Source organism: Sphingomonas chungangi, from assembly GCF_013778325.1.
GTDB lineage: Bacteria > Pseudomonadota > Alphaproteobacteria > Sphingomonadales > Sphingomonadaceae > Solisphingomonas > Solisphingomonas chungangi.
Window position 1 is genome coordinate 455,821 of sequence record NZ_JACEIB010000006.1, and the last position, 24,982, is coordinate 480,802.

The window sequence follows — 24,982 nt, forward strand, 5'->3', positions numbered from 1 at the left end:
GTGCGCGTGTGGCTCCGTCATTCGGTTTCGACCGAGGTGGCGCCAAGATCTTTCAATCGGCCGACAACGCCGTCACGATCGCGCTCGTTGGCGAGATCGATCGACACGATGATCGCCTCTCCGAGAGCCGGATCCTTTTCAGCCGGCACACCCGGGTGCCCGCTCTCGACGTCCGCGCCGTCGGCCGTCTCGCCGCTGCTGGCATCAGCTCCGTCGGCCGATACGAATATATCGGTTCGTTCGATCCCCATGTCCTGCACAAGGTGCTCGATTGCCAGGTCCGCAGCGCGCCGCGTAGCAAAGCGCGCCGTGATGCTGAAACCATTCGTCGCTTCGGCTTCGCGCTCCTCCAGGATTTGCCGCTCGGCCTCCTCGTCATAGCCCGACGATGGCGCGGGCTCCCCGTCGCCGGGGCGCGTCTGGGACGGTGCGTCCGAGGTCGGGAAGCTCTCGTCGAGCGCCACGTCGAGCTTGGCATCGACGTTGGTCGGATCGGATTTCAGCTGGGGATGGGTTTCTGCGTCGTGCGCTTCACGAACGTCCGGTGTTTTGTCATCGGTCATGTCGGGCTCCTGGATCGTGACGGTCAACAACGATCCCGAAGGGCCCCTGGGCGCAGGCCGACGACGGTAAATTATACCAACCTGGATTAGCCGTTAGGCATGGCATGCGGGTGGCCGCGATTCTTCAACCCTTGCTTATATTTCGTCTCCAGCGTGCACCGGCATTCGCCCGACCGCATCTGACGCGGTCTTCTAACCTGCGATGTCGGGCCAATGTGGGCGCACGGCAAGCCATGGCCGGGCGTCGTAACTGCCCCACTTTCACCGGCGGCGCTCCATAGCCGCATCGCCTCTTCGACATCATCCCCGCGCGAAGCGTGATCCGTCATCGAACCGCTCAATGCTGAAGCGAACGCCGCGTTTCGGGCACGATGATCTCGCCTCCTAAATCTTGGCGAGACGGTTCAGGCCTGGCGGCTACCGGCATGGTCAGCTTGGTCAAAGCAACTGAGTTGACCTGAAGCAATGCGCTCTTCCGAATTTCCTGATTAGGTTTGATCGAAAAGATCGGGGCACTGCAGCAATGCACTATCGTTTGTACACGCTGGATAGAGCGCGGGGCACGATCAAGGCTGGGACGGATCTCGAGGCACCAGGCGATGGCGAGGCAATCGAGTTGGGCAAGGCAGCCCATCCGGAGGGCGGCGCCTTCGAGCTTTGGTGCGCGAAGAGGCGTGTCTTCAGCAATCTCGAAGCCAGCAATCCGTCGCAGGCCTGATCGCCTAAATCATTGCGCGTTTGGAACTTCGAACGCCGGACCGGCGACGCAGGAGTAACGCGTTTCTGTTACAGCGTGCGACTTCCTGTCATTGGACGAAGCAACATAGTCCATCGTGGCGCGGTCGATCGACGCACTCACCATAGAGTCGGCCGTCATGTCGCGCATCAGCACGATCTGCCTGCCGATCGAGTCCGCGATCGGCAGACGGGGAAATCCCTCCTTCTGGAACGTACGATGCCCTAGATCGAGGTTGAGCCGCACGACCGCCCCGTTGAGCGCGGTGCAGGTCAGTCCTTCCGGCTTAGTCAGAACGCTGACAGAGGCTGAACAGCCAAAGGCTGCGCAGCCCAGTAGGGCCGCGATGGGGACGCGCAAAGAGATCTCATCGGCTTGAGGACGGTAGGAAGACGACTTTAGCAGAACAGCCAGGTCGGTCCACCGGATTGCTCTGAGTTTCAAGACTATGACGGAGATCCGAGGGCATGATATCGTGGTATTTGCGTCCGAACGGCGCTCGATCTGCGGTATCGAATTCGTCAAGGTTTGCGATCACCGCGCTGGGCCTGCCGCGTATGGAGGGGGAGGCGCCGACAATCCCATCCAATCCTCCTGAGTGACGGGAGGAGGGCACGCCAGGATCCGCGGTCAGTGGTGCAGTACTGCGGGCTATTATAGTTGCTATTGTATCAGAAGATGAATTGATATCGATGGCTAGGAGGGGGTCATCGGTGTGTGAATAGATATACTCCGACGATCTCTAAACATTCACGCCCGCGTTCCCGCATCAGTTAATTGCGATCGAACAGCTCGAACCCGGTAGCGGTCAAAGGCGCCAGCGGTCCGAACTGCCAAGTCGCTCGGCCAACCGAAGCAGGCGATGCGAAGGCCTGCCCGGCAAGCCGCGCAAGAGCTTCATGTCGAGCTGCAAGAAGGTCTGACGACATGGGCGGCTGGCCGCACGCGCCCGCTCACGAGGTCCGGCGTATCCCGACTCGATCGCCGAGCGAGAAGGATCTCGGAAGCGAGTGGGGCACGACCAGCGCCACGACGAGCGCAAGGACGCCGCCGATCAGCGTGGCGATGACCCGGTGTTCGGCATTCGCGATCGGCGAGGTCTCGCCAAGCGAGATTAGGAGCACGACCGTCGCGGTGATCGACGCCGTGAGGGCGGCGTAGTGCGCCTTCTGCAGGGCGAAGGCGGCTCCAGCCGCGACTGTCATCCCGATCAAGAGCAAGGCCGGCTGACCGCGACACGCGAGGGAGAAAAGGGTGGCGATGATGCAGCCACCGATCGTCCCGCCGAGCCGCGCCAGCCCCCGGATCCGTGTTTCGTGGAGCCGAGGCTTGAGCACGATCAGCGCTGTCATCGGCGCCCAGTAGCCATTGGCGAGATGGAGCGGGACGATCAGCAGGATGCTGCCGCCGACGCAGAGCGCGGCCCGGAGCATGTGAGCGACGAGAAGTCCTCGATCCGTGCTCGGCTTCAACGTGTTCACGATGATCGGCGCGGCGGCGCCAGGAAAGAAGCGGGCGAGGGCCCAGACGGTCGCAAGCTCAGCAACGCCGCCAACGGCCACCATCCCTCCGCGCCATGCCGCGGCTGCGGCGTGGCCTTCGTAATAGCCGGCCACGAAGTAGATGATGACGACTTGAAGGACTACCCACCAGAGGTCTTCATCGCGAAGCGCCAGCGCCGCGCATCCGGCCGCCGCCGCGGCTGCCGTCATCAGGAAGACGAGGCTGTGCTGGCCGAGTACTGTCCCGAGGAAGGCTGCAATCGTCATGCCGACGAGCGCTCCGATCATGGCGCCCCAGCGACGTCCGCCGAGCTCGCGCGCGGCGCCGAAACCAACCGCGAAGGCGGCGCCCGCCGCGACCGCACCGCCTGCCGCCCAGCCGAAGGCTTGGCCCAGGAGGATCAGGATTGGCATCGCGGGCACGCAGAGCGCGGCCTCTCGCCAATGAAACGGATCGAAGTGCTGCCGTTGGAACGTCAGCGTGGTCCAATTCGGCGCCTGCTTCATCGATGCGTCAACACTGCTGCGAATGGGAAGTTCAAAGGGGGTAGTGGACATCATTCCCAGGCGAGCACGATCGTGTCTCGCCGTGCTCCTTCGTCAATCGGCTGCACAATGACCGGCGTCAGGTCACGAGTGCAACAGATGGATGTAGTTCTGGGCCAATATCCCTAGAAGACACTGATGGATGACGAACTGAGCGACGCGCACTATGAGGCCCTGGCGAGCATTCGTCACGAATTGCGGCGATTCCTGCATTTCAGTGAGCAAGCCGCCTCTGCATCGGGGGTGACAGCGCAGCAGCATCAGGCGTTATTGGCAATCCGCGCGTCGGGCGGCTCGATGCTCGTGGGAGCGCTGGCGGATCATCTGCTGCTTCGACCTCACAGCGCGAGCGAGCATGTCGATCGTCTCGTCAAGCTGGGCCTGGTCCGCCGCGGTGGCGGCACGACGGACAAACGACAGGTCCCGGTCGAACTGACATCGCAGGGCAAGGCGATGCTGGCATCGCTCTCCCGCGTGCACCGTGAGGAGCTCCGGCGGATACGCCCCTTGCTGACTCAGCTCATCGGGACGCTCTGACGAGCGAACTGGTAGCTTTGTTGGATCTGGATGTGGGGAGCCGCGCCACCGGGGTTCGGCGCGGTGCAGACATGACCGAGCAATCCGTCTCCAATGCCATAGACCAATCCATACAAAGCCAGCTCTCGGCCGCTTCTCCAGGCCTCAGTCACGATTGGGTGCTGCGATAGCGCTTGCACCTGCTCGATCACATTGAGTTCGCACAACCTGTCCAGCTTCGCACCCTGCGAACAGCCAGCGAGGTCATCGTGGCGTTGCCCATATAATCGACGAACAGGCGCCAACCACTGCGCGACCGCGTCAGCCGGTTCGGTGAGAACCGCTTCGATCCCGCCGCAGCCGTAATGGCCGACCAGCAGGATGTTATCGATGCCCAGCACATCGACAGCGTAGGCGAGCGCGGCGGTGAAATTCGGATCCCCGGGCTCAGCAAGATTGGCCACATTACGATGGACGAACATCTCGCCCGGATCGAGATCGACGATCTCGGTCGCCGGAACCCGGCTATCGGCGCAGCCGATCCAGAAGTAACGGGGGCGCTGTTGTCCGACCAGGCGAGCAAAGGAGCCCGGATCGCTGGTCGTCTTTCGTCCGGCCCACGCTCGGTTACGTCGGAGAAGATCCGGGACGGGACCATCCGCAGCACCGACCGTCATGTCGGCGAGTGAAGGTTCGGCACGCTGCCTCGCGTTTTGCCCTTGGTTCCGTCCTTAATCAGACGGCGCAGGCGATCCTGCTCTCGCCAGGTTCGACCCACCGGGAGCAGTGCGAGAGCGCCGATCCCAAGGAAGAAGATCACCATCTGGACGAATGGGCGTCGTGCGGCGCCGGGAATGATGAACAGTGATGCCAGCACCAGCCAGGGGCCGAGCTCAGGCAACCGCATCCACTTGAAGACGTGCCACGCGGCCCAGGCGACGAGCGCGGCAGCAACAATGCCGCCGAACACCTGGAGCAGACAATTGGCAAATACGACGAGCATATCGCGGTCCCCCTGCTGGTTCGGGCAGCATCATGATATGAATATCGTAGAGCGATATATGTTCCCGATCAAATTGATTTTGCAAAGCGCGAACGGGCGGTTTCGGCCTGGCGGTGCGCGCTCCGCGCCTTGAGCAGATCCTGCCTCGAAAGGATGCCGACGACGCGCCCGGTTCCCGCATCCACGATCGGTACGCGGCCGATACCGGTTTCTATGATCATGTCCGCGATCAGACCGCACGGCGTTTCAGGATGCGCCGCGGGCTGCGAGACGTCGGACAGCGTTTCGGCGAGACTGACATCGCCTTCCGGATCGGTGACCCGCCAGCGGAGCGCGTCCGTGCGCGAGACGAGGCCGAGCAGGCGCCCGTCAGCATCGACGACTGGATAGCTGCGATGCTTCGCCTCATCGGCGAAGAAAGCGCTGGCCGCTGAGATGCTCATCGTTCCAGGCAGCGTATCCGGGTGGGGCGTCATCAGCTGCCCTGCCTGGAGGAAATCGAGCGGATCGACGGTATATTCCTGCAGGATGTGTCGGCCGCGCCGGGCGATCTTCTCGGTGAGGATCGAGCGCCTCATCAGCAGGACGCTGACCGCATAGGCACCCCCGGCGCTCGCGATCGTCGCAGGAAGACTGGCGAAGTGGCCCGTCAACTCGGCCGCGAAGAGCGCGCCCGTCATCGGTGCCCGCATCGCGCCGCTCATGATTCCTGCCATGCCGATCATCGCCCAGAAGCCGACATCACCCGGCAGCGCGTGGCCGAGCAGGCATCCGGTGGCTCCCCCTAAGATGAGCAGCGGCGCGAGGATACCGCCGGACGTACCCGATCCCAGCGCGATCAGCCACACGATCGCTTTCACGAACAGGATTGCCAGGACCACGCGCATGGCGAGACTGCCGTCGAGCAACGTCTGGATGCTGGCATAGCCCGAGCCGAGCACGTGCCGATCAATAAGGCCACCAATGCCAACGAAGATCGCGCCGATCGCAGGCCACCACATCCAGTGGACGGGCAGGCGATGGAACAGGTCCTCCACGCGGTAGAGCGTCGTCGAGAGCAAAGCCGCTTCCAGGCCGACGATCAGCCCGATGACGGCGGCGGCGGCCAACACCCAGAGGCCGGCGGGCTGTGCGGAAGCGGTCGCGAACATCGGCCCCGCACCGATCAGCGTCGGTCGCCAGGCAAAGGAGACGAGCACGGCGACGACGACCGGCACGAAGCTGCGGGGCTTCCATTCGAACAGCAGCACCTCGATCGCCAGCAGGATGGCGGCGAGCGGCGTTCCGAAGATCGCGGTCATGCCGGCGGCAGCGCCCGCCACGAGCAGCGTCTTGCGTTCGGCCGCGCTCAGATGGAAGCATTGGGCGAAGAGCGATCCGATCGCCCCTCCGGTCATGATGATCGGCCCCTCGGCGCCGAACGGGCCGCCGCTGCCGATCGAAACGGCGGCGGAGAGGGGCTTAAGCAACGCAACTTTGACAGACAGGCGGCTCTCGCCGAACAGGATGGTCTCGATGGCCTCGGGGATGCCGTGGCCCCTGATCTTTTCCGAGCCGTAGCGCGCCATCATGCCGATGATCAGACTGCCGATCAAAGGGATGACAAGCACCGCGAGCCCGACGGCACTGTCGGTGATGAGCGCGGGTGCAGCGGACAGCCGCCCGAACCAGAACAGGTTGGTGGCGACCGCGATCATCTTGAGGAGGATCCAGGCGCCAAGAGCACCGCCTGAGCCGACCACGACCGCCATGGCCGCCAACAGCAACATGCGCGCGTCGACGCTGTGATCGGCAAGCGGGCGCCGGGCGAAATGGTCGGGATTGATCGCTGTCACTACGAGTCCCAAAAAATGTGCGAGCCAGATATATCGCATACCGATATAGAACAAGGCGCGACATCGATGGTTGGAGCGCGGACGGTCTCCGGAGGCATGGTGTGTCGACCGGAGCATCAGCGGAGGAGATCCGGAATGAAGGCTGCCAGCATCCTGGAGATGATCGGAGGGACGCCCCACGTCCGCTTCGCCCGCATGTTTCCCGACGTCGAAGTGTGGATAAAATCGGAGCGCACCAATCCTGGTGGCTCGATCAAGGATCGCATCGCCCTTGCCATGGTCGAGGACGCCGAGCGGACGGGAAAACTCCGGCCGGGCGGTACGATCATCGAGCCGACCAGCGGAAATACCGGGATCGGCCTCGCCATGGTGGCGGCCGTCAAAGGCTACCGGCTCATTCTCGTTATGCCCGAAAGCATGTCGATCGAGCGCCGCCGCCTGATGCTCGCTTATGGCGCGACGTTTGATCTCACCCGCCGCGAACAGGGCATGAAGGGGGCCATTGAGCGTGCCGCCGAGCTTGCCAGGTCAATCGACGGCGCCTGGATCCCCGGCCAGTTCGAGAATCCGGCGAATATCGATGTTCACGCCCGCACCACGGCGCAGGAGATACTGGACGATTTCCGTGACGATCCGCTGGATTTCCTGATCACGGGTGTCGGGACCGGCGGACACATCACAGGCGTAGCGCAGGTGTTGAAACCGGTTTGGCCAGATCTGAAAGTCTTCGCCGTGGAGCCGACCCTGTCGCCGGTCATCTCCGGCGGTCAGCCCGGTCCCCACCCGATCCAGGGGCTCGCGGCCGGCTTCATTCCCGCCAACCTGCACACGCGGCTCCTCGATGGCGTGATCACGGTCGAGGCGGCCGCGGCCAAGGAGATGGCGAGGCGCTCGGCGCGGGAGGAAGGGGTGTTGGTCGGAATCTCGTCCGGCGCGACGCTTGCGGCCATCGACCAGAAGATTTCGGAGGTGGGAGGGAATGCCAGGATATTGGGTTTCAACTACGACACCGGAGAGCGCTATCTCTCGGTCCCGGATTTTCTGCCAGGAGCGGAGCAGGTCTAAGGTTTGATCTTGGCCAATTGCTGCCCGCGCACGATGAGCCGATCCCTGCATGGGCGTGCCGCATGACCGCCGCCTGGGGCATGATGAGGCAGGAGCTAAAGCTGTGGCATGCATCAGCCGTAACGGCTGCAATTGACGAATAGCGGAGAGGCCGTCACTCTTTCGCAGATGCAACATCGGGCGGTGGATCAGTGCGGATCGTAATCGTCGATGACACGGGTCTGCGCGCGACCGTCCTGGAGGATGGCCTGCGCGACGCCGGCTTCGACGATATCCATATCGTGCCCCCGCGCGGCGGCTTTGTCGCGCGGATCGAGCGGCTGGCGCCCGACGTCGTGCTGATGGACCTGGGCTCCCCCAGCCGCGACACGCTGGAGGAGATGCTGGTGGTCAGCCGCGCGCTGGCGCGCCCCATCGCCATGTTCGTCGATCAATCGGACGACATCATGATCGGCGCGGCGATCGACGCGGGCGTCTCCGCTTATGTGGTCGACGGCTTACGCAAGGAACGGGTGAAACCGATCCTCGATCTCGCCATCCGGCGCTTCAACGCCTTCGCCCGGCTGCAATCGGAGTTGGACGAGGCGAAGAGCGCCATCGCCGAGCGCAGGACGATCGACCGCGCCAAGGCCATCCTGATGAAGAGTCGCAACCTTTCCGAGCCGGATGCCTATGCGCTGCTGCGATCGACCGCGATGAACCAGGGCCGCCGCATCGCCGAGGTGGCCGAGGCGCTGATCACCGCGAGCGATCTTCTGGGAGGGGCTGCATGACCCGGATTTCCGCCGCCTTCCTGCCCTTGACCGACAGCGCCGTGCTGATCGCCGCGCGCGAGAAGGGGTTCGCCGCCGAACAGGACATCGCGCTCGACCTGATCCGCTCCGAAAGCTGGGCGACCCTGCGCGACCGGCTGGTCTACGGGCAGGTGCAGGCCGCGCACATGCTGGCGCCGCTGGCGATCGCGGTGACGCTGGGGCTGAGCCAGCATCCCGCCGCGCTCTCGGCGCCGTTCAAGCTCAGCGTCAACGGCAACGTGTTCGTGATGGGCACCGCCTTCGCCGCCGCGCTCGATCCGGACATTGCGCGGCGCATCGGCGACCCGATCGCCACGGCGCACGATTTCGCCGGCGCGATCGGACTCTATCGGCGCAAGCCCGTGATCGGCATCGTCCATCGCTTCTCCTGCCACGCGCTGCTGCTGCGCTACTGGCTGGGCTATGCCGGGATCGATCCGGATCGCGATCTGGTGCTGCGCGTGCTACCGCCGTCCCTGATGGGCGCGGCGCTGGAGGCGGGCGAGATCGACGGGTTCATCGCCGGCGAACCGTGGAGCACCGTCGCCGTGCAGGCGGGGCTCGCCGAGATCGTGATGGTTGGCGCGCGCGTCTGGCAGCGCGGCGTCGAGAAGGTGCTCGCGATGCGCACCGGCTGGATGGAGGACAATGCGGAGGTCGTCGACCGGCTGCTCCTCGCGCTCGACCGGGCGGCGGCGTGGTGCGACGATCCGGCGCATCATGGCGAGTTGGCGGAGTTGCTGTCTCGGCCCGACTATGTCGGACGGCCGCCGGAGGCGATCCTGCCGACGCTGACCGGGCGGTTGGTGGCGCGGCCGGGCGATGCGTCCGTCGAGGTGCCGGCGACGATCCTGTTCCACCGCGAGGCGGTCGGCTTCCCGTGGCGCAGCCATGCGCTGTGGATCTACTCGCAGCTGGTCCGCTGGGGGATGGCCGAGCCGTCGCCCGAGGCCGAGCGGCAGGCGGCCGACGTGTTCCGATCCGACATCTATCGCCGCGCGCTGGCTGGCACGGGCGCACCGATGCCGGGCGCCAGCCTGAAGGTAGAGGGCGCGCTTTCGGAGCCGATGGGCGTCGGCTCGCACAGCGCCGGACTGGTCCTCGGCCCCGATCGCTTCTTCGACGGCCGGGTGTTCGATCCCGCCGATATCGATGGCTATCTCGCAGCTTTCCGACGATGATAATTTTTGCACTTGCGAAGAGAGACGCTTTCGTGACAGCTTGAGTCGTCGCGCAAGGATGCGCGCGCTTCACGGAGCGGCGCCCCAACGAGGGGGCGACCTCCACCATCGAACCAGCAAAGCCGCTGTCCGGCCGTCGCCATGTGCGAGGGGCCGGAGGCGGCTTTTTTCGTGTCAACGCAATCCGAGGGGGATTCGACATGGCGACGGCCTATTGGCAGGACGGGAAGGCGGAAAGCGCCGGCGGCAGCTTCTGGAGCGCGGGCCATCGGCCCACTTTGATTGCCGCGTTCCTGTATTTCGATCTGGCGTTCATGGTGTGGGTGCTGCTCGGGCCGCTGGGGCCGGAGATCGCCAAGACGCTCCATCTCACCGCCGCCCAGAAGGGCCTGATGGTGGCGACGCCGACGCTCGCGGGCGCCTTCCTGCGGCTGGTCAACGGTTTGCTGGTCGATCGCATCGGGCCGAAGCGATCGGGCGCGATCAGCCAGCTGATCGTGATAGCCGGCCTGCTGACGGCGTATCTGACGGGCGTGAACAGCTTCGGCGGCACGCTGGCGCTGGGCGTGATCCTCGGCTTCGCCGGCGCCAGCTTCGCGATCGCGCTGCCGCTCGCCAGCCGTTGGTACCCGCCCGAACATCAGGGCAAGGCGATGGGCATCGCCGGCATGGGCAATTCGGGCACCGTGCTCGCGTCGCTGTTCGCGCCGATGCTGGCCAAGCTGTTCGGCTGGAACGCGGTGCTGGGCCTGGCATGCATTCCGCTGGCGATCGTGTTCGTCGTCTATCTCGCGCTGGCGAAGGATGCGCCCAACGCGCCCGCGGCCAAGCGGTTCGTCGATTATCTGCAGCCGCTCAAGACGGCGGACGCGTGGTGGCTGATGCTCTTCTATTCGGTGACCTTCGGCGGCTTCGTCGGGCTGGCCGCCTCGTTGCCGATCTACTTCACCGACCAATTTGGTTTGACCACGGTCATGGCCGGCTATTGCACCGCCGCCTGCGTGTTCGCGGGATCGCTGGTGCGCCCGCTGGGCGGGGCGCTGGCGGATCGGATCGGCGGCGTGAAGACGCTGAACGCGGTCTATCTGGTCGCCGCCGCGGCGCTAGCCGGGGTGAGCGGCGCGCCGACGCTGGCAAGCGCGCTCGGCCTGTTCGTGGTGGCCATGCTGGCGCTCGGCACCGGCAACGGCGCGGTGTTCCAGCTGGTGCCGCAGCGTTTCCGCGCCGAGATCGGGGTGATGACCGGCCTCGTCGGCATGGCGGGCGGCATCGGCGGCTTCTACCTCGCTTCCTCGCTCGGCTTCGCCAGGCAGCTGACCGGCAGCTTCGCGCCGGGCTTCCTGATCTTCGCGGGCCTCGCGCTGGTCGCGGTGGCGGCGCTGACCGCGATCAAGGCCCGCTGGCGCGCGACCTGGGAGGCGGCCGCCAACGGCGTCCGCATCTGAACCCAAGACCCGGACGGGCGGCGCACCGACGCCGCCCGCCGGACCGATCGAAGGGGCATCCATGAAAACTTTCATCGCAACGGCGGCCGTGCTGGCCGCCGCTGGGCCGGCTTGCGCCCAGACGATCCAGCTGAAGCCAATCGCCGATTTCCGCATCCGCTACGAAGATGTCGATCAGGACGGGCTGCCGAAGGACGCCGATGCACTCACCTTTCGCCTGCGCGGGGGCGTGCAAGCCACCGACGGGCCATGGTCCGCGCTGGTCGAGGGTGAGGGCACGCTGGCGGCGATCGACCATTATGACGATGGGCTGCACGGCGCGAGCAACCGCCCGCTGATCGCCGACCCGCAGGATATCGGCCTTTATCGCGCGCAGATCCAATACAAGGCGAAAGATTTCACCGTCACCGCAGGCCGGCAGCGGATCACGCTCGACGACGAGCGTTTCGTCGGCGCCGTCAACTTCCGAGACAATGGCCAGACCTTCGATGCGGTGCGGGTGGAGGCGACCCCGATCAAAGGCCTGAAGGCGGACGTTTCCTACCTGTGGAGCGTGCGCACCATCTGGGGCATCGATGGAAAGGCGGCGCGGCAACAGGCGGTTTCCGGCAACAGCGTGCTGGCCAATCTTTCCTACGCGACGCCGATCGGCACGCTGACCGGCTTCGCCTACCTGATCGACGAGGACGAGTTCTCCGTCCAGAAGTTCGCGCTCTCCAGCCAGACCTATGGGGTCCGCTTCGCCGGCGCCCATGCCTTCTCCAAGGCGGTGAAGCTCGGTTATCAGGCGAGCTATGCCACCCAGTCGGATTGGCACCGGAATCCGAACAGCTACCGCGCCGATTACTACCTCGTCGACGGCACGCTGGACGTCTCCCTGCTCAAGCTCGACGCCGGCTACGAGGTGCTCGGGGCGGCGCACGGTGCCGAGGGCGGCGTCGCGCTCACCAGCTTCCAGACGCCGCTTGCGACGGGCTTCAAGTTCCAGGGCTGGGCGGACAAGTTCCTGACCACGCCGCCCAACGGCGTGCGAGATCTCTATGGCAGCGCCGGTCTCGGCTGGAAGCAAATGGGGCCGGCCAAGGCGGTGACGGTGCAGGCGGTCTATCATCGCTTCACCAGCGACCGGCTCGGCCAGCATTATGGCAACGAGTGGGACGCGCTGGCCTCCGCAAAGCTCGCTAAGACCACGATATCGGTGCGCTACGCCGATTATCGCGCGGACCGGCTGTTCACCGACACGCGCAAGATCTGGCTCCAGCTGGACTGGGCGCTGTGATTTTTGCCGCAGTGCAAAATCGACACTTGAGCGACGCCCCGATTCGGGTCATCATCCACCTCGAACGGGCAAGGACGCCCGATCGATCATAGCCGGAGCCATCCAGAGCGGGATGGCGCCGGCCCATCGCCCCGGCGGGTTCGTCCCCCGGTCCACGATGCAGGCAAGGCCGCCATCCCGACGTCGCTGAACAAGCGAGGTCCGGATGGCGGCCTTTTTCATTTCCGGAGCAGAGCGCATGGATTTCCAGAGGCACGACAGCGTAGGAGAGGAGGCGGCGGTCGATCAGGCCGCCGCCCGCAACCTTCCGCACCTCGTCGTCATCGGCAACGGCATGGCGGGGTGCCGCGCGGTGGAGGAATTGCTGGCGCGCGATGCCGGCCGTTACCGCGTCACGATCTTCGGCGCCGAGCCGCACGTGAACTACAACCGCATCATGCTCTCGCCGGTGCTGGCGGGCGAGAAGACGTTCGACGAGATCGTGATCAACGATCGCGCCTGGTATGCGGACAATTGCATCGAGCTGGTCGTCTCCGATCCCGTCGAGAAGATCGATCGCGATGCCAGGACGGTCACCGCGCGATCGGGCCGGACGGTCGCTTACGATCGGCTGCTGATCGCGACCGGCTCCGATCCCTTCATCATCCCGGTGCCGGGTCGGGACCTGCACGGCGTGATCAGCTTCCGCGACATGCACGACGTCGATCGGATGCTGGCCGCAGCCGAAGCCGGTAGAAAAATGGGCGGCGGCGACGCGGTGGTGATCGGCGGCGGCCTGCTCGGGCTCGAGGCCGCGCACGGCCTCACGCTGCGCGGCATGAAGGTGACGGTGCTGCACATCATGCCCACGCTGATGGAGCGCCAGCTCGACGAGGCCGCCGCGTGGCTGCTCAAGACCGCGCTGGAGGGCAGGGGCCAGACCATCCTCACCGGCGCCGACACCGCCGAGATCTTCGGCGACGGCAAGGTCGAGGGCGTGCGCCTGAAGGACGGGCGCGAGATCCCGGCCAGCCTCGTCGTGATGGCGGTCGGCATCCGCCCCTCGGTGGCGCTGGCGCGCGATTGCGGGCTGGAGGTGGGGCGCGGGATCAAGGTGGACAATCATATGGTCACCTCCGATCCCAGCATTCTCGCGGTCGGCGAGTGCGTCGAGCATGACGGCATGGTCTACGGCCTCGTGGCCCCGCTATGGGAGATGTGCCGGGCGCTGGCCGACGGGTTGGTGGAGGCGCCGACCGGCTATCGCGGCTCCGTCACCTCCACCAAGCTCAAGGTGGCGGGGCTGGACGTCTTCTCGGCCGGCGATTTCTCGGGCGGCGACGGCACCGAGGACATCGTGCTCCGCGACGCCTCGCGTGGCATCTACAAGCGCGTCGTGCTGAAGGAGGATCGCGTCGTCGGCGCCGTGCTCTACGGCGATACGGCGGACGGCGGCTGGTATTTCGATCTGATGCGCAAGGCCGAGGATGTCGCGGATCTACGCGACATGCTGATCTTCGGCCAGGCCTACGCCTCCGGGGGTGGGCGCGCGGACCCTAAGGCGGCCGTTGCGGCGCTTTCCGACGATGCGGAAATCTGCGGCTGCAACGGCGTCAGCAAGGGCAAGGTGGTCGCCGCGATCGAAGGCGGCGCGTGCAGCCTTGATGCGGTGCGCGCCACGTGTAAGGCCTCGGCCTCCTGCGGCTCGTGCACAGGCCTCGTCGAGACATTGCTGGCGCTGACGCTGGGCGACGATGTCGAGACCGGGCCGAAGACGATGTGCAAATGCACCAGCTTCACCCATGACGACGTGCGCCGCGAGATCGTCGCGCAGGGGATGCGATCGATCCCCGAGGCGATGCAGAAGCTGCATTGGTCGACGCCCGACGGCTGCTCTTCGTGCCGGCCGGCGCTCAATTACTATCTGCTCTGCGCGCTGCCTGGTGAATATGAGGACGACCAGCAGAGCCGCTTCGTCAACGAGCGGCTCCACGCTAACATCCAGAAGGACGGTACCTATTCGGTCGTGCCGCGCATGTGGGGCGGCCTCACCAGCCCCCGGGAACTGCGCGCCATCGCCGACGTGGTTGAGAAGTTCAACGCGCCGATGGTGAAGGTGACGGGCGGCCAGCGGCTCGACATCTTCGGCATCAGGAAGGAGGATCTGCCGGCCGTATGGGCCGATCTCAACGCTGCCGGCATGGTCTCGGGCCACGCCTACGGCAAGGCGCTGCGCACGGTGAAGACCTGCGTCGGTTCCGAATGGTGCCGCTTCGGCACGCAGGATTCGACCGGCCTCGGCGTCCAGATCGAGAAGATGACGTGGGGATCGTGGATGCCCCACAAGTTCAAGATCGCCGTCTCGGGCTGCCCGCGCAACTGCGCCGAGGCGACGATCAAGGATTTCGGCGTGGTCTGCGTGGATTCGGGCTACGAGCTCCACATCGGCGGCAATGGCGGCATCAAGGTCCGCGCGACGGATTTCCTGTGCAAAGTCGAAACCGATCGGGAGGCCATGGATATGTGCGCCGCCTTCATCCAGCTCTACCGAGAGGAGGCGCGCTACCTTGAGCGCACCGCGCCCTGGGTGGAGCGCGTCGGCCTCGATCACGTGAAGAGCCGGATCGTCGATGACGAGGGCAACCGCAAGGCGCTGACACGGCGCTTCCTGCATTCGCAGAGCTTCAGCCAGGACGATCCCTGGGCCGAGCGCGCCGCAGGCGCCGACCGGCAGCTTCACCATCCCATGGCCGAATTCCAGCCGATGACGGCTGTCGCAGCGGAGTGATCGACATGATCGGAGACTGGATCGATATCGGCTGGGTCAACGAGATCCCGGTGCGCGGCAGTCGCACCGTGCCGGTGGTCGGCGGTGAGGAGATCGCCGTCTTCCGCACGGCCGACGGCAAGGTGTTCGCGCTCGCCAACCGTTGCCCGCACAAGGGCGGCCCGCTCAGCCAGGGCATCGTCCACGGCCACAGCGTGGCCTGCCCGCTGCACAACTGGCAGATCGCGCTGGCGACGGGCGAGGCGCAGGGCGAGGACAAGGGCTGCACGCCGACCATTCCGGTGAAGATCAGCAGCGGCCGGGTGCTGCTCTGCCGCGCCTCGACGCTGAAGGCTGCCGCCTGAGGTGAGCCAGGCCGTCCGCACCACCTGCGCCTATTGCGGCGTCGGCTGCGGCGTGGTCGCGACGCCGAACGGCGAGCGCTCGGTCGCGATCGCGGGCGATCCCGATCATCCCGCCAATGGCGGCCGCCTCTGTTCCAAGGGCACGCATCTCGGTGAGACGGTGGGGCTGGAGGGACGGCTGCTCCTCCCGATGATCGGGGACAAGCGTGCAAGCTGGGACAAGGCTCTCGATCTCGTCGCGCGGCGCTTCAGGGAGACGATCGCGCGGCATGGGCCGGACAGCGTCGCCTTCTACGTTTCCGGCCAGCTGCTGACCGAGGACTATTACGTCGCCAACAAGCTGATGAAGGGCTTCATCGGCTCAGCCAATATCGACACCAACTCGCGGCTCTGCATGTCGAGCGCGGTGGCGGGGCATGTCCGCGCCTTCGGGGAGGATGTCGTGCCCGCGAGCTACGACGATCTCGATGCGGCCGACCTGTTCGTGCTGGTGGGTTCCAACACCGCCTGGTGTCACCCGATCGTCTACCAGCGCATCCAGGCGCGCCGCGCGGCCTCGGGCGCCAAGCTGGTAGTGATCGACCCGCGCCGTACCGAGACATGCGAGGATGCCGATCTCCACCTGGCGATCCGGCCCGGCACCGACGTAGCGCTGATGAATGGGTTGCTCGCCTATTGCTGTCGCGAGGGGCTGGTGGACGAGGCCTATCTCGCCGCCAGCGTCAGCGTGCCCGAAGGCTTCTGGGAGAGCCTCGACGAAGGCCACGATCTCTGGACCATCGCCAAGGTCTGCGACGTGCCTCCGGCCGATCTCCAGCGCTTCTACGACCTGTTCGCCGCGCACCCGCGCACCGTCACCCTGTTCAGCCAGGGCATCAATCAGTCGCTGCGCGGCACCGATCAGGTGAACGCGATCTGCAACGTTCATCTCGCCACCGGGCGGATCGGCAAGCCCGGCGCCGCGCCCTTCTCGATCACCGGCCAGCCCAATGCGATGGGGGGCAGGGAGGTGGGCGGCCTCGCCTCCAGCCTCGCCGCGCACATGGATTTCGCGCCCGACAATATCGCGCGGGTCGGGCGCTTCTGGTCGGCGCCGCGTATGGCGACGAAGGCCGGCCTCAAGGCGGTCGATCTGTTCCGTGGCGTGAGCGAGGGGCGGATCAAGGCGATCTGGATCATGGCGACCAATCCGGCCGTCTCCATGCCCGACGCCGGCCGGGTGCGCGAGGCGCTGGCCGGTTGCCCCTTCGTCGTCGTCTCGGACGTGATCGCGGATACCGATACGACGCGCTATGCCCATGTTCGTCTGCCTGCCGCCGGCTGGGGCGAGAAAGACGGCACCGTTACCAACTCGGAGCGCCGGATCAGCCGCCAGCGCCCCCTCTTCAGTCTGCCCGGCGAGGCGCGGCCCGATTGGTGGATCGTCAAGGAAGTCGGCCGGCGGATGGGCTGGGGCCACGCCTTCGCTTATGATCGTCCCGCCGACGTGTGGCGCGAGCATGCCCGCCTCTCCGCCTACCAGAATGATGGCGCGCGACTGTTCGACCTCAAGACCCATGCCGCGATCGGCAACGAGGCGTATGACGCGCTGGAGCCCTTCTCGTGGGGTGGGCGGCCATTCGCCGATAGCCGCTTCCCGACGCCGGACGGCCGGGCACGGCTTGTCGCCGTGCGGCAGGCGCCGCTCGCCGATCCGCTCAGCGCCTGGCCGATGACGCTCAACACCGGCCGCTATCGCGACCAGTGGCACACGATGACGCGCACCGGCCTCTCGCCGAAGCTCGCGCGCCATCGCGAGGAGCCGCTGGTCGAGGTCCACCCGCGCGATGCCGAGCGACTTGGCCTTGCCGAGGGCGACATCGCCCGCGTCACCACGCCGCAGGGCGACAGCCTGTTCCGCGTGAGCCTGAGCGCCGGCCAGCGGCGCGGCGAATTGTTCACGCCGATCCACTGGACCGATCGCCAGTCCACCGGCGGACGCACCGGCCTGCTGCCGCGCCCGCTGGTCGATCCGCATTCGGGCCAGCCGGGCTTCAAGCAGACCCCGGCCCGCGCCGAGAAGGTGGCGGTGGAATGGCGCGGCTTCCTGCTGCTCCACGGCCATGCCGAGCTGGTGCCGGATTGCCTGTGGGCGACGCGGGTGACGGTGCCGACCGGCACGCTCTACGAGCTGGCGGGCGCTGGCGATCCCGCGCGGCTCGATCGCTGGTTGCCCAAAGGCGAGCGCGTCGAAGTGTCGGATGCCCGGCGCGGTTCGCGCAGGACGGCGATCATCGCCGACGGCAGGCTGGCCGCCGGCCTCTTCATCGCTCGCGATGACAGCCTGCCGCCGCGCGACTGGCTGATCGCGCAACTGGGCAAGGCCGCCAACGCCGCCGTGCTTGCCGGGCGCCCGGCGGGGCAGCAGGTCGATCGCGGCCCGATCATCTGCGTCTGCTTCGATGTCGGCTTGCGCACGATCGTCTCGGCCATCGCCGAGCAGGCGCTGGTCGATGTCCCCGCGATCGGCAAGGCGCTGGGCGCCGGCACCAATTGCGGCTCCTGTCGCCCGGCGCTGGCCCGCATCCTCGCCGAGCATCCGCCCGGCCAAAAGGAAGGAATCGCATGACGCAGGACGACTTCGTGCCAGGGACGGTCTGGCTGGTCGGCGCCGGGCCAGGCGACCCGGAACTCCTCACCCGCAAGGCCGAGAGGCTGCTGGCCCATGCGGACGTGGTGTTTCATGACGCGCTGGTCGGCGCCGGCGTGCTGGCACTCGCCAGGCCGGGCGCCGAGCTTGTGAGCGTCGGCAAAAGATCGGGGCGTCATTCGAAGAGCCAGGGGGACATCAACGCCCTGTTGCTGAGAGCGGCGCGCGAGGGGCGGCGTGTCGTGCGGCTGAAGGGCGGCGATCCCTCCATCTTCGGCCGCTCGGCGGAGGAAATGGAATGCCTGGCGGCGGCAGGAATCCGCGTGCAGGTCTGCCCCGGTATCACCGCTGCCAGCGCGGCGGCCGGTTCGGCCGGCATCTCGCTGACGTTGCGTGGCCTTGCGCGTGGGTTGACCTTCGTCACCGCGCATGCGCGCGCCGGGGAGATGCTGGCGATCGACTGGCCGGCTCTCGTTCGCAGCGAGGCGACGCTGGCGGTTTATATGGGACGCAGCGCGGCCGGTGAGGTTGCGCGCAACCTCATCGCGGCGGGCCTGTCGTCCGAGACGGCGGTGCTGGTTGCCGTCGACGTGTCGCTGCCAAGTGAGCGGCTGGTGCGTGGCCGACTTTCCGCGCTTCCTTTCCTCGTCGAGGCGGTGAGCGACGACAGCCCGACCTTGCTGCTGATCGGCGAGGCGACGAAAAGCTCCCCTGGTACCGGGTTGTCCGATGAAAACGCTTCGGCGAGCTTGAGCCCAGTTGACCTCCACGTCAGCCATCGCGCGAGGTTGCGACCGATGTTGACCATCGCGGTCGCGCAAGGCACCCCGGAGCCTATGAGAAATCAAACTCTCTGGGTGCCGACCCCGTCGGGAGAAATTGAGGTAATCGTAACAGGCGAGGCGCTGGAAGTGCTTCGGGCGGGCGGCCACTTGTTTCAGGATGGAATCAGTCTCATTCGTCACTACCGCAGCTTCATAGCCGAGGTTGCGCTGGACAAATATCAGCAGGAGGGAGATCGATCTCGGGCGGTCGTCGTCGATGCAACAGACGTCGCCGACTGACCTCAACGCCGAGATACGCCGAGCATTCATCTGCCAAGGTTGGCTTCGTCCCTGCAGGCGCACTCCAACTGGCTATGATGTTGCCCCGTATCTTCATCCCGCGGCTTCAAAGCCAGATCATTCCTGAACCTTTCCACCGGCCCCGACGTCGGGGGGTACGCGACGATCGACGAGGCGACCTGATCGACTTCGTGTGCGGCCGTTATCCGTGACACAAGAACTCGGTCTGGCGTCAGCTACGTGAATGGCTGGCAAGTTGGCTATGCGGCAGATTCTTCATTTGAAGAATGAGCGAGTTTGATAGACCGGATCCTCGTAGCTCGCGCTGCCTCCGCATTGCCTGCGCGATCATGGCCGGCCTGCTGGATCCATTCCAGCAACGCGCCCGCCTTCATCGGTTTCGCAAAATAATAACCCTGAGCCTGCTGATAGCCTAGCGCTATCAAGATGTTGAGTTGCGCTTCACTTTCGACGCCTTCGATGACACATTCCAGACCAAGAGTGCGACAGAGACCGACCACGGCAGACAGAATGGTTCGGTTTGATGCCTCCTCCACGTTGATCGCGAAACTGCGATCAACCTTGACCTTGTCCAGCGGCAGCCTTCTCAGATAGCCCAGACTCGAATAGCCCGTCCCGAAATCATCGAGCGCGACACGCGCGCCGAGCTGGCGAAGATGCTCGATCCCGCTTACGGCTGCCTCGAAATCACGCATCAGCGCCGTCTCCGTGAGCTCGAAGGTGATACGCCGCGGGTTGACACCGGCTTGGCGGATCAACCCGGTCAGCTTGTCGAGAGTGTCGGGTGCGCAGATGTCATGCGCAGAGAGATTGAACGAAAGATCCAGCTCGAAGGGCAGTTGAGCCAGTTCATGGACGGCCTTTCCGAACAAGGCGAGCGTCAGCGCCTGGATACGGCCAAGTCGCTCGGCGGTCGTAATGAAACGATCCGGCGGCACCGCGCCGATCATCGGGCTTGTCCAGCGTCCAAGCGCTTCGATGCCCAATATCCTGGAAGTCTGAAGGCACAGAATGGGCTGGTAGCAGACCGACAACTCCGTTTCGAGATCAGCACTCTGCAGGGCCGCCTCGATCGCGCGTTCCGAGCGGATCAGGGTTTCATGTTCGAGCGAAAACAGCGCGCAGCCGCCTCGTTTGGTGCTCTTCATGTGGTAAAGCGCGTAATCGGATCGATCGAATAATTCGTGCACGCTGTCGCCGGCCTCCGGATAGACAGCGATACCCGCCGAGCAGCCGAGAGCAACGCGCTGGCCATCGATGAAGAATGGAACGGCAAGCATATCGCAAATGGCCTGGCCCGTCGCCGGTATCGATCCGACATCATCGGTGAAGAGAAGGCCGAACTCGTCGCCTCCCAGCCGGGCGAGCAATACGCCGTCCGATGCCATGCCCGCCAGGCGCCTGCCGACCTCGGACAGCAGGCGATCTCCCATGGCGTGCCCGTAGGTGTCGTTGACCGGCTTGAAGTGATCAAGATCGAATACGCCCACGGCCAATTGCGACCCCGTCGCTTTAGCGTTCTGAAGCGCTTCTTCGAAGCGACTGAAGAAATAGCGCCTGTTTGGCAGGCCGGTCAGAACGTCGGTGTGCGCGAGGAGGGCATTTTCGGCATTCAGGCGCTCCGTCTCGGCTTGCTTTGCGCCAAGTTCGGTTCGGGAGCGGATCATGGCGGTGAAGCCATCGAAACTGTTCAGCAGGACCCACACCATGACGCCCGTCACGAGGGCGATATTGAGCGCCATGGCGACGAAGACGGGATCTCCGCGCAGCAGATAGTATAGGAGATATGGGCCAGTGACGACCGCCGTCACCAACATCGCGGCCTGAGGAAGATATACGAGGCAGAAAATGCAGCCAATGACGGTCGCTGCGATAAACAGCGCGACATGGCCGCGTTCATCCGGCCCGCCATATTGGTCGATAAGAAGCGACCATGCGATGAACACGGCGCCTAATATACCCGCGAGTGCCGTCGTCCGAACGAGTTGCGATCGCGCCGCACCGACGCTGATCGTCTCGGCCTTTTCCGCGGTGAGCCAGGCGACGATACGCCAGCCACATATCGCGATCAGTACACCCAGAAATCCCAGCGTGGTCCATCCCGGCGCAAAACCGTAATGGGTATATCCCACCGCGCAGGCGTTGAGCACAAGCAGGGCGTAAAGCAGCGGAACCTGTCGCTTGAGCTCTGCATATTGCGCCAGGATGATCTCCGGCTCTTGCGAAAATGCAAAGACGTCCTTCATCGTTGCCCTGTCTGGCAGATCTCCAGCGCTCCTAAACCCCTGTCCGGGTTAACAAAATGCGCTTGCTGCGTCCGATACCGACCAAAGTCGATGGTACGCTGCGGGAACGGCCTCATTTCGCAGCTTGGCTGCCGGCTGCCCATCCGCCTGGTACCGCGAAAGGTCTTTCATAATCCTGTAGGCCGTTCCAAAGTGCAATCGCTCCCGGTTTGATCTACCCCTTGACGTTGACAGGATATGCCATCGCCAGCGGTCGACGAGGGGGGCTGCGCCCAAACCCTGCGGGCGTTCGACGCCGATATGACATTGGTCCGGATCTGCCTCGAAGACCAAGCCAGCGTCGGGATACCCGGAAGCAATTTGCCCCTCTATGCAGTGGGGAGATATCAGGAGGTCAAGAACGGCCGCGCTTTCGCAGGGCGCCGCGCGACGTCGCCTGTCTTCGTTACCATTTCACCTCACAATGCCGACTTTATGGTGGAAGACATTGAGATATCGGGCTGAACATCGTCCGCTTGGTGGATCGGACTCGGCGGACACTATGCTCGTACGTGCGGTGAACGGGGGAACCCCGCCACCATCCGCGCCGGCGAGGTGGGGAGCGGCCTGGACCCAGGTCGAGATCGATATGATGCTGGCGATGATTGCGAAACGAAAGCCGCAGAACGAGGTTGCGCAAGCACTGTGCCGCACCCTCGGCGCGATCAAAATCAAACTTTCTCAGGTTCGCCACGATAGGCCAGACAGCACCCCGTCCGTTGCCTCTCCGGACACCGCGGCAGTCGCACCCCTTCGGCGCAGGCCCTGGAGCAGAACCGAAACCGAGGCTCTCCGCGTGATGATTGCGAAAGGATGGGGAGACATGAGAATTGCGAAGGTGCTCGACCGGACTCCCGTCGCCATCTCCGTCAGACGGAATCGGCTGAGGATCCAGGCCTCGAAAACTAGCGGCCTACAAAAGCGTATCTGATGTGGATGACATCATCGTCGTTCGTGCAGGCGCGCACCCGCTCGATAAGCGTCATTTGGGAAATCGGTTAGGGCACCGCCAGCGCATGTCTTAGTCAGAAGCCTCCAGACAAATGCGGCCACCCCCGGGGGTACGCATGTGGAGAGGAGCGAGACATGGACGCCAAAGTTGGAGAAACGGTAACCGGATGCCCCTTCGGGCATGCGGGCGGATCGACCAAGAGGACTGGGAACCGCCAATGGTGGCCGGAAGGTCTCAGCCTTGTCGGGCTCAACCAGCATTCGCCGCGCTCCAATCCGCTTGGAGCTGACTTTGACTATGCCGAAGCGTTCAAGACGCTCGACCTCGACGCGGTCATGGCTGACCTGAAGGCCTTGATGACCGATTCCCAGGATTGGTGGCCGGCGGATTTTGGCCATTATGGCGGCCTCTTCATACGCCTCGCCTGGCACAGCGCCGGCACGTACCGGATCACGGACGGACGCGGTGGGGCCGGCGGCGGCCAGCAGCGCTTCGCACCGCTCAATTCATGGCCGGATAATGCCAGCCTCGACAAGGGCCGCCGCCTGCTGTGGCCGATCAAGCAGAAATACGGCAATGCGCTGAGCTGGGCCGATCTATTCGTCCTGTCCGGCAACGCGGCCCTAGAATCGATGGGCTTCAAGACCTTCGGCTTCGGCGGTGGTCGCGCCGACACGTGGGAGCCTGAAGAACTTTACTGGGGACCCGAAGGCACCTGGCTTGGCGACGAGCGCTATTCGGGCGAGCGCCAGCTCCATCCGGCCCTCGGCGCCGTGCAGATGGGGCTCATCTACGTCAATCCGGAGGGGCCGGGCGGCGATCCCGATCCGGTCGCGTCGGCAAGGGATATCCGCGAAACGTTCGCGCGCATGGCGATGAACGACGAGGAAACTGTTGCGCTGATCGCTGGCGGCCATACCTTCGGCAAGACCCACGGCGCGGGCGATCCATCCTTTTTGGGACCGGAGCCCGAGGGCGCGCTGATCGAGGATCAGGGACTTGGATGGCGTAGCAAGTTCGAGAGCGGATCGGGCGCCCACGCCATCACCTCGGGCCTCGAAGTGATCTGGAGCCAGCAGCCGACCCAATGGTCCAACCACTATTTCGACAATCTTTTCAAATTCGAGTGGGAGCTGACGACCAGCCCAGCCGGCGCGAAGCAGTGGGAGGCTAAGGACGCGCCGGAGGATATTCCCGATCCCTTCGATCCTGACAAGAAGCGCAAGCCAACGATGCTGACCTCGGATCTCGCACTCCGCTTCGATCCGGAATATGAGAGAATTTCGCGGCGCTTCTATGAAAATCCAGACCAGTTCGCCGATGCGTTCGCGCGGGCCTGGTTCAAGCTTACCCATCGCGACATGGGTCCGATCGGCCGCTATCTGGGGAAGCTTGTTCCGCAGGAAGAACTGATCTGGCAGGATCGGATACCAGTTCTCGATCACGAGGTGATCAACGAGAGCGAAATTGCTTCGCTCAAAGAGACAATCCTCGGCACCGGCCTGGGCGTCTCGGAGCTGGTTTCCGCGGCTTGGGCATCGGCATCGACCTACCGGGGATCGGACAAGCGCGGCGGCGCCAATGGCGCGCGCATACGCCTCGCGCCGCAGAAGGACTGGGATGTCAACAATCCGGCGCAGCTCGCGAGGGTTCTCGACGCGCTCTCGAAGGTGCAGGCCGATTTCCAGGCGAGCGGCAAACGAGTATCTATCGCCGACCTGATCGTGCTGGGAGGGGGCGCTGCGATCGAGAAGGCGGCACGCGATGGCGGCGTCGAGGTAAGCGTTCCGTTCAATCCGGGTCGGATGGACGCGACGGCCGAGCAGACCGACGCCGACTCATTCAATGCCCTTTATCCGGTGGGTGATGGGTTCCGGAACTGGTATCACTCGTCCAACTTCATGGCACCCGAGGAGTCGCTGGTCGACAAGGCGCAACTCATGCGTCTTTCGGCTCCGGAGATGACGGTGCTGGTTGGTGGCATGCGGGTGCTCGGCACCAATGCGGATGGCGGGGACGAGGGCGTTTTCACCGATCGCGTTGGAACGCTGACCAACGACTTTTTCGTCAACCTGCTCGACATGGCCACCGAATGGCAACCGACGGGCGACAGGAACCGCTTCGTGGGGCTCGATCGCACTACTAAGGAAGAGCGCTGGACTGCTACACGGGTCGATCTTATTTTCGGATCGCAGTCCGAACTGCGCGCGATGGCAGAGATCTATGCTCAGTCTGATTCGAAGGAGCGATTTGTCCAGGACTTCGTGAAGGCCTGGGGCAAGGTGATGGATGCGGATCGGCTCGATCTCCAAAAGCCCGCCGATGCGTTCAGTCAAAAACTTTCGGCGTAGGACTACCGGGCGGCGCAGACTGCGCCGCCCGATATCCATGCGAAAGGCAGAATGGGCTCAACTGAAAACGGTGGGAGGCTCCCGAGACTGGCGGCTGCGCGTCC

General features: G+C 64.8%; 18 protein-coding genes and 1 pseudogene. 12 read left to right on the top strand and 7 right to left on the bottom strand.

Going from position 1 to position 24,982, the window contains the following annotated elements; all coding sequences use genetic code 11:
* Positions 1-17 precede the first annotated feature (17 nt).
* Positions 18-590, bottom strand: a complete 573-nt coding sequence (locus HZF05_RS21865; protein ID WP_246331867.1) for a hypothetical protein — start codon at positions 588-590, stop codon at positions 18-20.
* A gap of 496 nt (positions 591-1,086) precedes the next feature.
* Between HZF05_RS21865 and HZF05_RS10525 the strand changes: the two genes are divergently transcribed.
* Positions 1,087-1,281, top strand: a complete 195-nt coding sequence (locus tag HZF05_RS10525) for a hypothetical protein (protein ID WP_160366005.1) — start codon at positions 1,087-1,089, stop codon at positions 1,279-1,281.
* A gap of 9 nt (positions 1,282-1,290) precedes the next feature.
* Here HZF05_RS10525 and HZF05_RS10530 read toward each other — a convergent pair whose 3' ends face one another.
* A complete protein-coding gene (locus HZF05_RS10530; protein ID WP_160366006.1) occupies positions 1,291-1,659 on the bottom strand; it encodes a hypothetical protein in 369 nt (122 codons plus the stop codon).
* 593 nt (positions 1,660-2,252) lie between these two features.
* Positions 2,253-3,308: an FUSC family protein gene (locus tag HZF05_RS10535; protein ID WP_160366007.1), complete on the bottom strand. Its 1,056-nt coding sequence runs from the start codon at positions 3,306-3,308 to the stop codon at positions 2,253-2,255.
* Between the two features lie 177 nt (positions 3,309-3,485).
* On the opposite strand from HZF05_RS10535, the gene HZF05_RS10540 reads away from it, so the two are divergent.
* Entirely contained in the window at positions 3,486-3,884 is a 399-nt protein-coding gene (locus HZF05_RS10540) for a MarR family winged helix-turn-helix transcriptional regulator (RefSeq protein WP_160366008.1), read from the top strand.
* On the opposite strand, the gene HZF05_RS10545 is transcribed toward HZF05_RS10540, so the two are convergent.
* The 3 genes from HZF05_RS10545 to HZF05_RS10555 form a co-directional block, all read right to left on the bottom strand.
* A complete protein-coding gene (locus HZF05_RS10545) occupies positions 3,863-4,540 on the bottom strand; it encodes a carbonic anhydrase (RefSeq protein ID WP_160366009.1) in 678 nt (225 codons plus the stop codon). The two genes, HZF05_RS10540 and HZF05_RS10545, sit on opposite strands and share 22 nt — an antisense overlap.
* The gene (locus HZF05_RS10550) at positions 4,537-4,866 is read right to left on the bottom strand and encodes a hypothetical protein (RefSeq protein ID WP_160366010.1); all 330 of its coding nucleotides are present in this window, start codon (positions 4,864-4,866) and stop codon (positions 4,537-4,539) included. Before HZF05_RS10550 ends, HZF05_RS10545 begins: the two co-directional genes overlap by 4 nt.
* Before the next feature lie 68 nt (positions 4,867-4,934).
* Entirely contained in the window at positions 4,935-6,635 is a 1,701-nt protein-coding gene (locus tag HZF05_RS10555; RefSeq protein WP_181638852.1) for a chloride channel protein, read from the bottom strand.
* A 201-nt stretch (positions 6,636-6,836) separates the two neighbouring features.
* Between HZF05_RS10555 and cysK the strand changes: the two genes are divergently transcribed.
* The 9 genes and pseudogenes from cysK to cobA form a co-directional block, all read left to right on the top strand.
* Entirely contained in the window at positions 6,837-7,766 is a 930-nt protein-coding gene (gene cysK, locus HZF05_RS10560) for a cysteine synthase A (protein ID WP_160366169.1), read from the top strand.
* Between the two features lie 191 nt (positions 7,767-7,957).
* Entirely contained in the window at positions 7,958-8,539 is a 582-nt protein-coding gene (locus HZF05_RS10565) for an ANTAR domain-containing protein (protein WP_160366011.1), read from the top strand.
* Complete coding sequence (locus HZF05_RS10570; RefSeq protein ID WP_160366012.1) at positions 8,536-9,741, top strand: CmpA/NrtA family ABC transporter substrate-binding protein; 1,206 nt, start codon at positions 8,536-8,538, stop codon at positions 9,739-9,741. The genes HZF05_RS10565 and HZF05_RS10570 overlap by 4 nt, the downstream gene beginning before the upstream one ends.
* A 200-nt stretch (positions 9,742-9,941) precedes the next feature.
* On the top strand, positions 9,942-11,186 hold the full coding sequence (locus tag HZF05_RS10575) for a nitrate/nitrite transporter (protein ID WP_160366013.1): 1,245 nt from the start codon (positions 9,942-9,944) through the stop codon (positions 11,184-11,186).
* A gap of 61 nt (positions 11,187-11,247) precedes the next feature.
* Positions 11,248-12,465, top strand: coding sequence for an alginate export family protein (locus tag HZF05_RS10580; protein ID WP_160366014.1), 1,218 nt, complete (start codon positions 11,248-11,250; stop codon positions 12,463-12,465).
* Positions 12,466-12,703: 238 nt separating this feature from the next.
* Positions 12,704-15,232: a nitrite reductase large subunit NirB gene (nirB, locus tag HZF05_RS10585; RefSeq protein ID WP_160366015.1), complete on the top strand. Its 2,529-nt coding sequence runs from the start codon at positions 12,704-12,706 to the stop codon at positions 15,230-15,232.
* Positions 15,233-15,237: 5 nt separating this feature from the next.
* Complete coding sequence (gene nirD, locus HZF05_RS10590; RefSeq protein WP_181638842.1) at positions 15,238-15,576, top strand: nitrite reductase small subunit NirD; 339 nt, start codon at positions 15,238-15,240, stop codon at positions 15,574-15,576.
* A gap of 1 nt (position 15,577) precedes the next feature.
* The gene (locus HZF05_RS10595; RefSeq protein ID WP_160366016.1) at positions 15,578-18,184 is read left to right on the top strand and encodes a molybdopterin-dependent oxidoreductase; all 2,607 of its coding nucleotides are present in this window, start codon (positions 15,578-15,580) and stop codon (positions 18,182-18,184) included.
* Positions 18,181-18,915: pseudogene (cobA, locus tag HZF05_RS10600) on the top strand (uroporphyrinogen-III C-methyltransferase); the annotation flags it as partial. The gene HZF05_RS10595 and the pseudogene cobA, both read left to right, overlap by 4 nt.
* A gap of 614 nt (positions 18,916-19,529) precedes the next feature.
* Here the strand turns inward: cobA and HZF05_RS10605 are convergent.
* A complete protein-coding gene (locus HZF05_RS10605) occupies positions 19,530-21,536 on the bottom strand; it encodes a putative bifunctional diguanylate cyclase/phosphodiesterase (RefSeq protein WP_160366018.1) in 2,007 nt (668 codons plus the stop codon).
* Between the two features lie 1,125 nt (positions 21,537-22,661).
* Here HZF05_RS10605 and katG point away from each other — a divergent pair.
* Positions 22,662-24,878, top strand: a complete 2,217-nt coding sequence (gene katG / locus HZF05_RS10610) for a catalase/peroxidase HPI (RefSeq protein ID WP_160366019.1) — start codon at positions 22,662-22,664, stop codon at positions 24,876-24,878.
* Positions 24,879-24,982: the final 104 nt, after the last annotated feature.

Coding starts and splice junctions, on each gene's coding strand:
- HZF05_RS10525 (WP_160366005.1), top strand. CDS start 1,087: ATGCACTATCGTTTGTACACGCTGGATAGAGCGCGGGGCACGATCAAG.
- HZF05_RS10535 (WP_160366007.1), bottom strand. CDS start 3,308: ATGAAGCAGGCGCCGAATTGGACCACGCTGACGTTCCAACGGCAGCAC.
- HZF05_RS10540 (WP_160366008.1), top strand. CDS start 3,486: ATGGATGACGAACTGAGCGACGCGCACTATGAGGCCCTGGCGAGCATT.
- HZF05_RS10545 (WP_160366009.1), bottom strand. CDS start 4,540: ATGACGGTCGGTGCTGCGGATGGTCCCGTCCCGGATCTTCTCCGACGT.
- HZF05_RS10550 (WP_160366010.1), bottom strand. CDS start 4,866: ATGCTCGTCGTATTTGCCAATTGTCTGCTCCAGGTGTTCGGCGGCATT.
- HZF05_RS10555 (WP_181638852.1), bottom strand. CDS start 6,635: ATGTTGCTGTTGGCGGCCATGGCGGTCGTGGTCGGCTCAGGCGGTGCT.
- cysK (WP_160366169.1), top strand. CDS start 6,837: ATGAAGGCTGCCAGCATCCTGGAGATGATCGGAGGGACGCCCCACGTC.
- HZF05_RS10570 (WP_160366012.1), top strand. CDS start 8,536: ATGACCCGGATTTCCGCCGCCTTCCTGCCCTTGACCGACAGCGCCGTG.
- HZF05_RS10575 (WP_160366013.1), top strand. CDS start 9,942: ATGGCGACGGCCTATTGGCAGGACGGGAAGGCGGAAAGCGCCGGCGGC.
- HZF05_RS10580 (WP_160366014.1), top strand. CDS start 11,248: ATGAAAACTTTCATCGCAACGGCGGCCGTGCTGGCCGCCGCTGGGCCG.
- nirB (WP_160366015.1), top strand. CDS start 12,704: ATGGATTTCCAGAGGCACGACAGCGTAGGAGAGGAGGCGGCGGTCGAT.
- nirD (WP_181638842.1), top strand. CDS start 15,238: ATGATCGGAGACTGGATCGATATCGGCTGGGTCAACGAGATCCCGGTG.
- HZF05_RS10605 (WP_160366018.1), bottom strand. CDS start 21,536: ATGAAGGACGTCTTTGCATTTTCGCAAGAGCCGGAGATCATCCTGGCG.
- katG (WP_160366019.1), top strand. CDS start 22,662: ATGGACGCCAAAGTTGGAGAAACGGTAACCGGATGCCCCTTCGGGCAT.